Genomic DNA, 13,882 nt, shown 5'->3' with positions numbered 1-13,882 from the left:
AGTTGTAATATTTTGAGTAAATCTATGGATTTCTAAAGCGAAATAGTCCAGTTTAAAAGAACCAATCGTTTAGATACATTAATAATCGTGGCCAGTACACCCTCTTCTTTTGGCAACTCCCCATAAACTAAAAACTTAAAATCATTCTGATAGGTATCTTTAAGTTGGTTCCAAGTTTCTTCGGGTTCTTTAAAAATCAAGGCTTCCTTCGGATGGTATTGTAACCATTCATTGTTGTTCTTAAAACTTTGTACATCATCATGGGCAACTTTTAGGAGCATCGTATCAAAATCTTCTGAATTGAAAAAATTTTGGACCGTTTCATCTTTCAACAATTGATGAATATCGTACACATGCCTAATTTTGGCATTCAAGTCGGTAATGGGGTTTTCCGTATGTGAGAACCGTACCAAGCTCATTATCTTTTCACAAAGTGTCCTACGAGAATCCAAAACAAGTGCTTCAAAGGGTAATAGATCGTATTCTTCTGCTAATGCCCTTTGATTAGTAGCATTCATCATATCATAGATATAGGTATTTAAGACTCGTTTTGTATGTGGTTCAAAATATCCCAACCATGTGGCCTCTATGACAATGGCATCCCGTACCTGTCCGTAATTCCCTTTGAATATTTTAGGGTAGTTATAGGCTATCTTTCGAATCATTCCCAATTTATTGGTAATCCCTTCCATTTCCTCCTCTACGAATGGCGCAGTAATTTCCTTGGTAATTTTTTTAAGCTTTGTCTTTAGTTGGTTTCCTGTTTCTCCTTCTCTGCGCAGTACGACTAAATCAATATCCTCGGAAAAACGTTCTATGAAGTTATAACACTTTGACAAGGCCGTACCTCCCTTAAATATGACTTCATCTTTGATTGCACTATTAAATATTAGTTTTAAGGCATAGCATACCCAATAGTCCTTTTCAATGTAGATATCCAAAATACCCATCCGTTGTGAGGTTGCTTGTACCGCTTGCCTGAAAAGTTGTTCGTTCTCGTGCAGCTTCATTTTATATTCCAGTATTTAGCATTTGACAACACCTTTTCAGAAATATTGAGATTATAAACCGTTATTGGATTTAAACTATCTTGAAGGTCTCTTAGTTCAGACTCCGCCTTGCAACTGATTTCGCTTAACAATGCACCTAATAAAGCTCTGGTTGCAGGGGAATACTTAAAAGCTAATTTCATCAGTTTTATCTGTTCGTCAGTTTTCAATTCCCGCAATAATGCCATTAATCGAATACAACTTTTCTCAATGGTGGTATCGGGTATTTTCTTGATGTGGCGTATGGCATCCAACAATCGTAATAAAGGAATATTCTCCTTATTGATGGTGTTCTTTTGTTTGATGAACGAGATTCTAAAACGACCTCTTTTAAATGAGGGGCGTATCTCCCGTTTGCCTATCTGTATCGTGCTACTTACTTGCGTGGTAAGCCCCAGGGAATTGTAAACGCTATACCCCGTAATATATCCGACAAGTTTGTCATCTTCCTCCAACAAGTCTTTTACAATTTGGTGTTGGTCTGGCAACAAAGTACCAAATACGGTTTCTTGCGGCTTGAAGTATTTACCTTTGGATAGCTTGTTTATCTTACCAGCAGCAGCCATTCTATTCAGATGTTTAATGATGGCTTCCCTCCTAGTCACCTCGTTCATAAAATCCATATAGGTGAATACATACCCTTTGGGCAACTTATTAATCTTATCTTCAATGTATTCAGAGGTTTTCATTGGAAACTATTTATACAAAGGTATTTAAAATGTCCAGTTTATTTAATAAAAAACTGGACATATTTAATAAGTGCTGATAACTTTAATTGCATTGTTTATATAACCCTTTTACCTTGCGAGCTATAAAAAACGCTCGCAAGGTAAAAGGGTTAGGGTATAGTTAAGTTTATTCGCAAACTACCCATTCAATTCTTTCTTCCGAAACTTAAATAAATGCCGACAAGTCAAGTTTTTTGCGCAGAAAACTTGACATTAAAAAGGCAATCGTCATGCAAATCCATGTTCCTCCGGAAGCTGAAAAACCTGTGGTTTTCCAACACCCTCGGCACCGCGCATAACCGCATGGAACGAGAAAAACGCTCCATGCCCTTACCTTGCCAACGCCCGTTTATTATAATCAATAGACGTTTTAGAGATGAAATCGGAAATTGAATTTGATTGTATCTTTATGCCTCAAAGCTATAGCAATGAAGATCACTATCAATAAAAAACAACAGGACTATATAACCAATCTAATCAAGTCTGGTGAATATCAAAATAAGAGCGAAGTGGTAAGGGATGCTGTCAGATTACACCGTATTCACCGTGAAACACTAATCAAAAATTTAAGAAAAGAAATCAAAAAAGGCTGGGAAGGTCCTGATAGTGAAAAGACTATAAAAGCTATTATCGCTTCCAAGAAAAAATCATAATTCCCTATGACAACAGCATCACATAAAGAATACGTCAAGGCGAACCTCCGCTTAGAGGAATTGATAAAAGTTGTAGATGATAACACCCCATTTGAAAACCCACTGACCAAAGAATTTCTAGAGGTCAGCAATATCATCGAACAATATGAAGAAGTCCACTACTCTATCGGATTGTCAAGCTTGGTAGAAGTAATCGAGTTGCGAATGCTGGAAATGAACCTTAAAAGAAAAGATTTAGCCACTCTTCTAAACACAAGCGAATCTAAAATAAGTGCTTATTTAAAAGACAAAAAAGAAATAACTCTTAAGCATGCGAGAATCCTTCATCAAAAATTGAACATTGACGGCGATATTATTCTACAATGAGTGTTTTGTATTTCCAATTTCTAACATTGACTTATCCATCATATTCAAAATTTACAATTTCAAATAAAGGCTCTTTTTGGTTCAAAATCGGACAATTTTCATACCTTTAAAATGTTAAAGTTTTACTCGGGAATATTTTCGAATAGTCGCGGGAAAAGATTAAAAAATAAGTACACCTCGGGTACACCTTTCCCTTCTAAAGCCCGATGCTATAAGGGTTCAAAAAATACTGTATCGGGAAATAAGCTAAGTACTCTTTTTAAATCAACAAACACCTCAAAAAAATAGGTTACCCTTGAATTATTTTAGGGAATCTATTACAGCTCCACAGGTCAACATGGCATCCCCAAAATAGGGGTTTTTAATATCCTTATCCATACTCAACCATACAGCGCCCCTGTTGCTATTCGCCATAGGACATTGCTGGATGTAAAGCGTTTTTTCGAAGGAATTAAAGCTACTAGCAATAGCTACCATATTTTCATTTAGAATTACGAAATGGCTTCGTTGATTTTCTATATCCTGATTTACGGTAATTGCCTTTATCATTTCAGTAATTTTGCCGAAACGGTCCTTTTCCATATTCCCCAATTCCGAATTATCGATATTCTGCAATGCGTCTTTCATCGCTTTTGCTTCAAGGGAACTCCGTTCGGTATTACCGGCAACAAGAGCGTCCTTCAGCCTAAAGTATATTGGTAGAACTTCTTTAAAATTTTTCTCAAAGGACTCGGAAAATTTCATTGGCATCATGGCATTATGATTATTTAAAACCATGTTTTGTTGCATTCCAGCATGGCCTTCATGTCCCGTCATTGATTTTCCGCCCAATTTGTTCATCATACTTCTTTTACCCTGCAATTGGGCTGCGGCATCTACCGTAAAGGTGCCGTTGGTGACAATTTCCTCGCCAGCTTCCAACCCAGAAGTCACTTGAATTTGCTCACCGATTCTAGTTCCCAACATCACTTCACGCATCTCAAATACGGGTTCGTCCTTTTTCACCTTTACATAGACCAATGAGCGTTCCCCGGTCCACATAATGGCGGATGTTGGAACCAATAGTTCTGTTTCACTTTCTCCACCATGAATACCTTCGATTGCGCCCGAAACGAACATCCCAGGTTTAAAAATGTCCTCCTCATTCTTTAGAGTGGCCCTAACCGTTACTGTTCTCGTAGCATTGTCCAAAATAGGATCTATAAAGGCTATTTTACCATCAAAGGATTTATTTGGATATGCATTTGTGGTAATACGTATATTCTGCCCTTTTTTGAATACTGACAGTTGACTTTCATACGCATCAAATTCTGCCCAGACCGTACTTAAGTCACTCAATTTTACAATGGGCTGTCCCTTTTTGACATAATCGCCTTCGGCACTCATAACTTCTGAAACCGTTCCCGAGACCGTTGCATACACGGGAAAAGACTCCGTTACTTTTCCAGAACTTTCAATACCGTCGATTTGTTTTTCGGTCAATTTCCAAAGCTTCAACTTATTTCTGACCGCCTGATATAGTTGGGGCTGTGAGCCTTTCAGGGATGCCGCGGTCAACAGTTCCTGTTGGGCAGCCACCAATTCTGGAGCATAAATGGATGCCAACAATTCTCCTTTGCCCATGTCCTGTCCTTCATAGTTGACATGCAACTTTTCGATTCTTCCATCAAAATAACTGGCCTGAACGGCAATGGCCTCCTCATTGACAGCTATGTTGCCGGACAGATTGATGGTACCGCTAACATTCGTAGAAGTCGCGCCTATGACCATAGTCTGAACATTGGCCAAGGCCAGGGCATTGGCGGTCATGGTAAATTGACCGGCTGCCAGACCATCTTGCCCTGTTTCGGCCGGTATGAGTTCCATACCACAAATGGGACAGTCTCCCGGCTCCGGTTGCATTATCTGGGGATGCATGGAGCAAGTCCACATTTCTTGATTAATTGATGCGTTGATGGGTGGATGGGCGGATGTATTTTCCTTACTATTGGAGAAAAAGTACCCCCCAGCAACAATTCCCAATATCAAGATCAGTAGATAAATGACATATTTTTTCATGTTTTTTATTGTTTTTCAATGGCAAAACTTCGGCTACGATTCGTAAAGGCATGTAACATCCATGCAATCATTTTATCGTTGTCAATAAATGCCATGGATGTTTCATTTTGATTTTTTTGAAGTTGAAATTATTTTACCTATCAGTTTTAAACTGGATTTCAAATGGGAAACCAGGTCCTCATCCGGGTTTGGATATGTTTGGGATTCCTGGCATAGTAATAACCAATATTCCGTTTCCTGTGCTTCCTTATATGCAATTTTGAGTTTATGAATGAAATCGGCTCTACTTTCAGCACCTTGTGATTCCCTGGAGTTGGCCCCTATGGAGGTTCCAGACCGCATAATCTGGCGGGCAATTACGTACTTCCCAGCTTTCTCCAATTCCTCCGAATAGGCTATTATTAATAAAGCAAGTTTAAAAGTGACTTCCAATAACTCGTTCTTTCTCATACCTATATAATTCTTAAACCTTCAATCATAACATCAAACCCATCCACACATCAAACAATCCACACATCAAACAATCCGCACATCAAACCATCCGCACATCAAACCCATCCGCACATCCAACCATCCGCACATCAAACAATCCACACATCAAACAATCCCCCCATCAAACCATCCACACATCAAACCCATCCACACATCAAACCATCCGCAAATCAAACCATCCGCACATCAAACCATCCTTTTTTAAAGACCGATTAACATACTTATGGCCATTACGATCATAATGGTATTTTCAATAAATGTTGCCTCTGTCATTGGCAATTTGAGTGCCGTTCCCAAACAGGCGCATTGTATGGATTTCTTATCCAAAAGTGTCCTCGTGACCCCTATCGTTGTAATTCCCAGAACGACCAGTGTGGCAATCAATGCAAAAGGCACATAGAGTCTCATCAAGAACAATACTCCTAAAATGGTCTCTATAAAGGGGTATACCCAAGCATAAAAAGGTACGGCCTTTGCCAAGGGGTCGTACATTCGAAAACTATCGGGAAACCCTTTAAGATCGAGCATCTTAAAAAAGCTGAACACAATGTAGAAAAGCCCCATAAAATCAAGCATCGCCCCTTCCCAATTGGGTCTATTGTAATTGAGTAGAATCGAGGCTACGGTTATATATCCCAAGATTAAAAACAACGGCCGTAGCTGCTCCAGTTTCGATTTTGTTTCCATTCTTGTTTCAGCCATCGTTATCATTGGCCTTTCTGAAATGCTATATTTATCCGGAAGTGACTTTTGTAAGGTGTTTACATCGATATGATGCTCCATCTCAATAATTGCTTCGGCCTTTTCCAAATCGACGGAAGCGTTCCTAACACCTTCTATTTTTGAAAGCGTCTCCTCAACATGGGTCCTGCAACCGTTACAGGTCATTCCTTGTATATGGTACGTATGTTTCATCTATTTATTTTTATTGTTGGTCATAGGTTATGCTTGGGCTACGCTCAGCACAGGATTGCAATTATTGTCATCATTTTGGTTTGTTTACACGGATGTTCATAATCTTCGAATTCGCCATCCCCATAGCTATCGGGACATCTTAGTGGACATCAAGACCTGTTATGGCACATTTCATTTTATGTTATTAAAAATTTTATAATCAATCCCCCCGCAAGCCATGCATAGCAGATAAAGGCCGCATATTTCAAAGTCTTTTCGAACAAGGGGCTTTTGGGTGCCATTTCGCTCATGGAATGTTCCACATCCTTTTTCTTAAAGAATCCCAAATAAATGAGATAGGCGGAAATGGCCAAAAAAGCGATGTTCAAATAGAAGGTGTAATCTATTTTAAAATGCTCGGCATCCTGAATCTTTACCTGTGACGGATCTGGCAGCATGCCCAATACATCGAAACCATAGTATAGGGCCAACGAGGTGCCGATCAACGCGGTAAACAATAAAAACAGGATAAAAAACGACATTTTCCATCCATAGTATTTTGCATTGATGCGCAATACTGGAAAAACAACCAAATCACTGAAAATAAAGGCCATGACTCCTGCAAAGCTAACACCCTTTCCATATAATAGGGCTGCCAAAGGTATGTTGCCCATAGATCCAATAAATGTGAGGAATGCCGCTACGGGTCCTACTACGATATGTTCCAGAATTACGAGAAATGAAAGTTTCTTATTTCCTTGACCACTATTAATGAAAAGGGTCTCGAAGAATGAATCTGGGATAAAGGCCGCTACGATTCCTGCAATAGTGAAACCTACGGTCACGTCCTTCCACACCATCTGCCATTCCATTTTGTATTTTTTACCTACCCGCGCCCAGCTATCCTCTTTTTGAATCTGTTTTTTCCAATCCTTGGAAGTGTCACTATCATCTTTATCCTCAATGCTCTCCAAATTCCTTCTTGCGTTGGAAATGAGTTTTTTGGGGTTGATCAATTTGATTAGAATCCAACTAATCGCAATCAACAGCAAACCGCCAACATATTCCCCAACTACAAATTGCCATCCCAAAAAAATGGATATAATGATTCCCAGCTCTATGACCAAATTGGTAGAAGCTAGCAGAAACGCAATGGACGCAATAAAACTGGCACCTTTTTTAAAAATTGATTTTGTACTGGCCAAGGCGGCAAAACTGCACGAACTACTTATGAAACCAAAGAATGTGCCCAGCAAAACGCCTTTGCCTTCGCTCTCCCCCATCGTTTCCTGCATACGTTTTTCTGTAACAAAAATTTGTATCATACTGCTAATGATGTATCCTAGGATAAACGCCCAAAGAGCCATCCAGAAAAACCCTGTCGATGTATAGGCGGCTTCGCCCCACTTATGTAAAAAATCATCCATTGAAAAGTTACTTGATAATTTCCGTCACCTTCCCACATGTGAGCATCCTATCCCCAAAATAAGGGTTACGAATCTCCTTTTCGGTCGATAACCAATAGCCTCCTTCATTGTTAAATGCCATCGGGCAGTACTGCATATAGACTTCGCCGGAAGAAATGGATGCATCCACTATCTCCGTGATTTTCTTGGTTACCTCTGAAAATACGACACGTTGATCCTCAATCTCGTTCGATGCTGCAATTTTTGCCAACATTTCCTTTAGAGCGGCATCCACAGTATTTTCCATCAGCATTTTGGCACCCGATTGTGCTTCCACAGCATCCGAATTTACAAGTGCCGTCTTAAGATGGATATAATGCTGAAATTGGTTGCCCACTTTGCTATCATTAAACGACAACGCTGACGTCTCCTGACTCGCCTCTTCTTTGACCTGGGTCTCACCATTGGATTTTGGTTCGTTTTTGCAGGCAACAAGCGCTGCTAAGGACACTATTGCCGAAAATGTCTTGAAAAATGTTCTATTTACCATGGGTTTTCTTGATTTTGCGTTTTCAATACGTATTGATTTCATAGATTTTGAATTTAGATCATTGATTTATTAAATAGTTGATGATGGCCGATTGAAGGTAGTACGCACGAACCGACTCAATCTGATTCATTTGAAATTTTAACTGTAATTCCTGTATGTCCAGCACATCGTTAAAATCGATTGTTCCGGCTTCATAATTCTTTATCAGAATCTCCTCGGCATCGCGGGCCTGTTCCAGGTTTTTTTCTTGGGTATTGAATTTTATCCGTGCCTGATTTTGTTCCGATGTTGCCTTTGCCAAAGCCGCTTCCAGAAGGTTCAATCGTTCCGTTCTCTGAAATTCGATTTCCTTTTGGCGTAGTTCGTTCTGTTTTGATACCGAGGTAAAACGGTTGTTAAAAATAGGTATCGAAAGTGATACCATGGGCATAATGATATCCTTACCGTTATCGTTAAATGTCATGTCGGGCCGTTCCGAAACGGGTACGTAATCCAACCCAAAACCAATATTTGGTGCACTTTCCTTCTGGTTCAATAGTTCCGATTGTTCAACAGATTCGTAAAGCCTATCATATTTGAGCAATTCCGGATTGAGAGTCAAACTTTCCGTAGCATACATAGGATCTTCCAAGGGAATTGTCATTTCCGGGACGACTTCCACGGCGATGGTCTCTTTCCGATTCAAAAGGCTATTAAAGCTTGCCTGCTCCGCCGTATAATTTTCCTTTAGTATTACCTTTTCCTGCTGCAATTCATTTTGCCTCATCTGCAATTTCAGGACATCCACGGCAGATGCTTTGCCAACTTCAACTGATGTCAAAGCCAATCGTTCATAGGTTTGTAACAATTGGATGTTCTCGTCCAAAATTTCCTGCTTCGCCTGTATGGCATATAATTGATAGTAGGATTGTGCGACCGAAAGGGCCAATTTCCGTTTGGCAATGGCTTTTTCCACAAATTCCGTTTCCGCCATGGAGCTTGCATAGCTTGAACGTGCCGTTATTGTCCCGAACCAAGGTAACATCTGGGAAATGGAAAAACGTGCCCGTTGCGCGCCCGTCCTTGTTTCGGGTTCACTCACAAAATATCCGGCACTAAGAGAGGTGTTGGGCAATGCATTGACCTCACGGATCTTTTCCTTGGCAATGTCATACCTAAGCTCAAAAGCCTGAATATTGGGATTGTTCCTTTCGGCTTCCAAAATATAGAATTGCAAATCCTGTGCAACTATTGAATGAAAAAGGAAAAGTGAAAAGCTAAAAACTAAGGTCCGTTTCAAGCTTACGGGTGAAAATGACAGACAAAAAGTGAGTGTACCCTTAAGTCCTTTTGAAACAGTCATTTTTGAATTTTGTAAAATTACCGAACTCATTTTCTAATCGTTTTTAAAGTGGAAACCAACATTGGAATGATTTCCTTGGAAAGGGATTTCTCCACACAAACGTTGTCCTCATTTAGTAATTCAGCCGCTACAAGCAAATCAAGCCAGTACAACGTTTCATTGGCCTGTTTTAGTGAAATATTCATTTTATGGGCAAAGTCTGCCTTGCTCTCGCCAAACTCAGCTTCGCGAATCAAGGCCCCAACCGCAGTACCACTACGTAGCAGTTGGCGGGAAATAACAAGTTCGCTTTGGGAATTAAGTGCTTTGGACAATCGCACAATTTTCACCCCAAATTCGAAACTCTTTTCTTTTATAACATTCTTTCCCATCCGCTAGGTTTTGATTTTATGTTTTCATTTAAATTATTCACTTTTCATTTTTCATTTTTCATTTTTCATTTTTCATTTTTCATTCTTCACTCTTTATACTTCATTTTTCACTTTCACCTCCTCCCGCCAGCTATAAAGAACCGGTAACAAGAAATAAGAGGTTACATCAATGAGCATCCCACCCATGATGGGAATAGCCATCGGGATCATAATATCACTTCCTTTTCCAGTGGATGTCAGCACGGGCAATAATGCAAGTACGGTCGTTACGGTAGTCATCAAACAAGGGCGGATACGTTTTCCAGCAGCTTGCAAAGTAGCTTTACGCACACCCTTTATATCACTGGGCCTTTCCTTTTCAAAAGACTGGTCAAGATAGGTAGCCATTACGACACCATCATCTGTAGCGATTCCAAAGAGTGCAATAAACCCAACCCATACTGCAACACTCAGGTTGATGGTCTTGATGTTGAACAGTTCACGGAGGCTCTCACCGAAAAAACTGAAATTTAAAAACCAATCCTGACCATAGAGCCAAATCATGACAAAACCACCGGCAAAGGCAATCGCAATACCCGTAAATACCATCAATGAGGTGGTCACCGATCTAAACTGAAAGTATAGGATAAGGAATATAATCAACAAACACAAGGGAATCACGATAGATAGGGTTTTCTCGGCTCGCAACTGATTTTCATAGGTTCCCGTAAATTTATAGCTGATGCCCTTGGGAACGGTCAGGTCACCACTTTCTATTTTGTCCTGAATCAAGGTCTGGGCATTTTCCACGACATCCACTTCCGCAAAACCGTCCAGTTTGTCGAACAATACGTAGCCTACCAAAAACGTGTCCTCGCTCTTTATGACCTGTGGCCCTTGCTCAAAGCGAATGTCCACCAGTTCGCCAATCGGAACCGGACTCCCATTTTCAACAGGGACATAAATATTGCCCAAATCTGTTGGATTACCCCTTAACTCACGCGGATAGCGAACTCTAACGGCGTAGCGTTCCCGTCCTTCTACCGTTTGGGTAAGGGGCATGCCGCCAACGGCCACTTGTAGGACTTCCTGAACGTCCATGATCGATGCACCGTAACGGGCGAGTTGCTCGCGTTTAATATCTACCAACAAATAAGGTTTCCCCACAATTCGGTCGGCGAATACGGCCTGTTGCTTCACCCCTACAGCCTGTTTTAGTATTTCTTCAAGCTGAAGGCCAAATGCTTCGATTTCCCGAAGGTCCTGTCCCTTTACCTTAATGCCCATGGGTGCACGCATTCCCGTTTGCAACATGACCAAGCGGGTTTCTATGGGCTGTAGTTTTGGTGCGGATGTAACTCCCGGGAATTTTGTAACCCGAACGATTTCATTCCAGATGTCATCCGGACTTTGAATTTCAGATCGCCAATTGCGAAAATATTCACCATCGGCATCGGGAATTAGATTATCTGATGTATTGATGTGAGGATGTGCGGATGATGGTAGTTTTTCATCAGAGTTCATTTTATAATAGACCCCTTCCTCCCAATCATAAACAATTTGTGCATCTTCAAATCCACTAATCCGCACATCTCTTAAAACAAAGCGGTCATTATCATCTATTTTGTAGCGTTGGCGTTCCCCAGAGGCGTTTCGCATATATTCCGATTTGTACTGAATCACGTTCTCGTACATGGAAAGCGGTGCAGGATCCAAGGCAGATTCGGTACGGCCGGCTTTCCCCACCACGGTTTCTATTTCAGGGATAGTCGCTACGGCCATATCCAACTGTTGTAATACCCGTTTGTTTTCGGCAACGCCCGCATGGGGCAAAGATGTGGGCATTAAGAGGAAGGAACCCTCGTTGAGCGCGGGCATGAATTCCTTGCCCGTATTCCGCATAATCAGGAAACCAAGCACCAGCAGTGTTGAAGGGATGGCTAAAAATGGCATCCTATTCTCCAAAGCCCAGTTCAAGATACGATCGTAATATTTTCGGAGTAATGAAAAAATACCCAACACCCCAAAACAAATCACACCAACGAAAATTAAGTTCATGACCAAACTGCGGTCGAAACCAAGCGGTCGCCAGTATTCGGCCAAAAGGAACACTACGGCAATTACGGCAACCAAGGTGTTCAGCAAATTCTTGGTGAGTAAAAAATCCCGATTAAAAAAATTGAAACGGACATCTTCCTTTTTACCTGCTAAATAATACAGTCCTATTCCGCCAAAAGCTACAAGCGCCAATCCCACCCAATAGCCAAAGAGGATGGCCATGATTCCAAAACAGATACCTAGGCCGTTCAAAATATATTTTAACCGCGCCTGCACTTCTCTTTTTCTAAAAAAGGTGGCCGCGAAAGGCGGTATTAGAAACAATGCGATTACGAGTGCCGCAGCAAGGGCCATTGTTTTGGTAAAAGCCAAGGGACTGAAGAGTTTACCCTCTGCACCTACCATGGTAAATACAGGAAGGAAACTAATTATAGTGGTCATTACCGCCGTGACAATGGCACCGGATACTTCGGACGTGGCGTTGTAAATCAATTCATTTGATGTATAGGGTCTACCATCCAAATTCAACCGCAGGTCCTTGTCATCCATATGGCGGATCATGTTCTCCGCCAAGATTACACCCACATCCACCATCGTACCAATGGCAATGGCAATACCTGAAAGTGCCACGATGTTGGCATCCACATTGAAAAGCTTCATTGCAATGAAAACCATCAAAACCGCTACGGGCAATAATCCCGAAATCAATACGGAAGCCCTGAGGTTGAACACCATAATGATGATGACCAAAATGGTTATCAGGATTTCCATGGTAAGGGCTTCGTTGAGCGTACCCAAAGTTTCCAGAATGAGCTCCGTACGATCGTAAAATGGGACGATGGTCACTTGCGAGGTGCGCCCATCCGCCAATTGTTTTGAAGGTAAACCTGTACTTAATTCGGCAATTTGATCCTTGACATTGTTGATCACCTTCAATGGATTGGCACCATAGCGGGCTACCACTACGCCCCCAACGACCTCGGCCCCTTCCTTGTCCAGGATACCGCGCCTAGGCGCAGGCCCCAGGCTCACCCTGGCCACATCCTTGATTCGGATGGATGTAAAATCTTTGGAATCCACCACCGCATTTTCTATATCGGAAATGGATTTTACATAGCCCAGACCGCGTATGAGGTATTCCGCATTGTTCATTTCCAAGGTTTGTGCACCAATATCCTGATTGTTTTCCTTGACCGCTTTTACAACATCGGCCAGGCCAATATTGTACTGGCGCATTTTTTCCGGGTCTACATCCACTTGATATTCCTGAACATATCCGCCTATGGATGCCACTTCGCTGACTCCGTTTGCAGAGGACAGCGCATATTTTACGTAGTAATCCTGTATGCTGCGAAGTTCCTGCAAATCCCATCCGCCCGTAACATTACCGTCCTTGTCCCTACCTTCCAAGGTGTACCAAAAAATCTGCCCCAAACCAGTGGCATCCGGTCCCAAGGTAGGGTTGACTCCATCGGGCAATAGGCCGTTGGGAAGGGAATTCAATTTTTCCAGAATCCTACTCCGAGACCAATAAAACTCGATGTCCTCCTCAAAAATGATATAGATGCTCGAAAACCCGAACATGGACGAACTCCGGATGGTCCTAACACCCGGAATACCCAATAAAGAAGTGGTCAACGGATAGGTAATCTGATCTTCGATATCCTGGGGGGAACGACCGTCCCATCTGGTGAAAACGATTTGTTGGTTTTCGCCGATATCGGGGATAGCGTCCACCGCGACAGGGTTATTAGGTATCCCGATACCTAACCGGTCCATATTCCAATTAAACGGTGCATGGACAATACCCCAGCCTGTAAAAAGTATCAATAGCAAGGTTGCTACCAACTTATTTTCAATCAGAAATTTTATTGCTTTGTTCAGCATACGATTTGATTATTAAACAGTGATTCAAACGTGCGGATAAAAAACACGT

12 protein-coding genes are annotated in these 13,882 nt (G+C 41.5%); 2 read left to right on the top strand and 10 right to left on the bottom strand.

The window, feature by feature from the left end; all coding sequences use genetic code 11:
- Positions 1–32: 32 nt before the first annotated feature.
- Together FEK29_RS10055 and FEK29_RS10050 are read right to left on the bottom strand one after the other, a co-directional pair.
- Complete coding sequence (locus tag FEK29_RS10055) at positions 33–1,010, bottom strand: nucleotidyl transferase AbiEii/AbiGii toxin family protein (protein WP_138258307.1); 978 nt, start codon at positions 1,008–1,010, stop codon at positions 33–35.
- Positions 1,007–1,738 carry a DUF6088 family protein gene (locus FEK29_RS10050; RefSeq protein WP_138258306.1) on the bottom strand — a complete coding sequence of 244 codons (732 nt, stop codon included), beginning with the start codon at positions 1,736–1,738 and terminating at the stop codon, positions 1,007–1,009. The genes FEK29_RS10055 and FEK29_RS10050 overlap by 4 nt, the downstream gene beginning before the upstream one ends.
- Before the next feature lie 467 nt (positions 1,739–2,205).
- Between FEK29_RS10050 and FEK29_RS10045 the strand changes: the two genes are divergently transcribed.
- Both FEK29_RS10045 and FEK29_RS10040 read left to right on the top strand, forming a co-directional pair.
- Positions 2,206–2,430, top strand: a complete 225-nt coding sequence (locus FEK29_RS10045) for a type II toxin-antitoxin system ParD family antitoxin (RefSeq protein ID WP_138258305.1) — start codon at positions 2,206–2,208, stop codon at positions 2,428–2,430.
- A 6-nt stretch (positions 2,431–2,436) separates the two neighbouring features.
- Entirely contained in the window at positions 2,437–2,796 is a 360-nt protein-coding gene (locus FEK29_RS10040) for a helix-turn-helix domain-containing protein (RefSeq protein WP_138258304.1), read from the top strand.
- A gap of 300 nt (positions 2,797–3,096) precedes the next feature.
- Here the strand turns inward: FEK29_RS10040 and FEK29_RS10035 are convergent, their stop codons facing one another.
- The 8 genes from FEK29_RS10035 to FEK29_RS10000 all read right to left on the bottom strand — a co-directional run bounded on the left by FEK29_RS10035 (position 3,097) and on the right by FEK29_RS10000 (position 13,833).
- Positions 3,097–4,854 carry an efflux RND transporter periplasmic adaptor subunit gene (locus FEK29_RS10035; protein WP_138258303.1) on the bottom strand — a complete coding sequence of 586 codons (1,758 nt, stop codon included), beginning with the start codon at positions 4,852–4,854 and terminating at the stop codon, positions 3,097–3,099.
- 102 nt (positions 4,855–4,956) lie between these two features.
- On the bottom strand, positions 4,957–5,304 hold the full coding sequence (locus FEK29_RS10030) for a four helix bundle protein (RefSeq protein ID WP_138258302.1): 348 nt from the start codon (positions 5,302–5,304) through the stop codon (positions 4,957–4,959).
- 243 nt (positions 5,305–5,547) lie between these two features.
- Positions 5,548–6,261 carry a heavy-metal-associated domain-containing protein gene (locus FEK29_RS10025; RefSeq protein WP_138258301.1) on the bottom strand — a complete coding sequence of 238 codons (714 nt, stop codon included), beginning with the start codon at positions 6,259–6,261 and terminating at the stop codon, positions 5,548–5,550.
- A 176-nt stretch (positions 6,262–6,437) separates the two neighbouring features.
- Positions 6,438–7,667 (bottom strand): permease, encoded by a 1,230-nt coding sequence (locus FEK29_RS10020; protein ID WP_138258300.1) that lies wholly within the window; start codon positions 7,665–7,667, stop codon positions 6,438–6,440.
- Positions 7,668–7,674: 7 nt separating this feature from the next.
- A complete protein-coding gene (locus FEK29_RS10015) occupies positions 7,675–8,238 on the bottom strand; it encodes a DUF3347 domain-containing protein (protein WP_138258299.1) in 564 nt (187 codons plus the stop codon).
- 16 nt (positions 8,239–8,254) lie between these two features.
- Positions 8,255–9,568 (bottom strand): TolC family protein, encoded by a 1,314-nt coding sequence (locus FEK29_RS10010; protein WP_240042724.1) that lies wholly within the window; start codon positions 9,566–9,568, stop codon positions 8,255–8,257.
- Positions 9,565–9,909, bottom strand: a complete 345-nt coding sequence (locus FEK29_RS10005; protein WP_138258297.1) for a four helix bundle protein — start codon at positions 9,907–9,909, stop codon at positions 9,565–9,567. The genes FEK29_RS10010 and FEK29_RS10005 overlap by 4 nt, the downstream gene beginning before the upstream one ends.
- A gap of 93 nt (positions 9,910–10,002) precedes the next feature.
- Complete coding sequence (locus tag FEK29_RS10000; RefSeq protein ID WP_138258296.1) at positions 10,003–13,833, bottom strand: efflux RND transporter permease subunit; 3,831 nt, start codon at positions 13,831–13,833, stop codon at positions 10,003–10,005.
- Between the last annotated feature and the right edge of the window lie 49 nt (positions 13,834–13,882).

This window comes from Maribacter aurantiacus (assembly GCF_005780245.1).
Lineage (GTDB): Bacteria > Bacteroidota > Bacteroidia > Flavobacteriales > Flavobacteriaceae > Maribacter > Maribacter flavus.
Note: the sequence above shows the minus strand (reverse complement) of the source record. Positions and strands in the feature narration are given on the sequence as shown.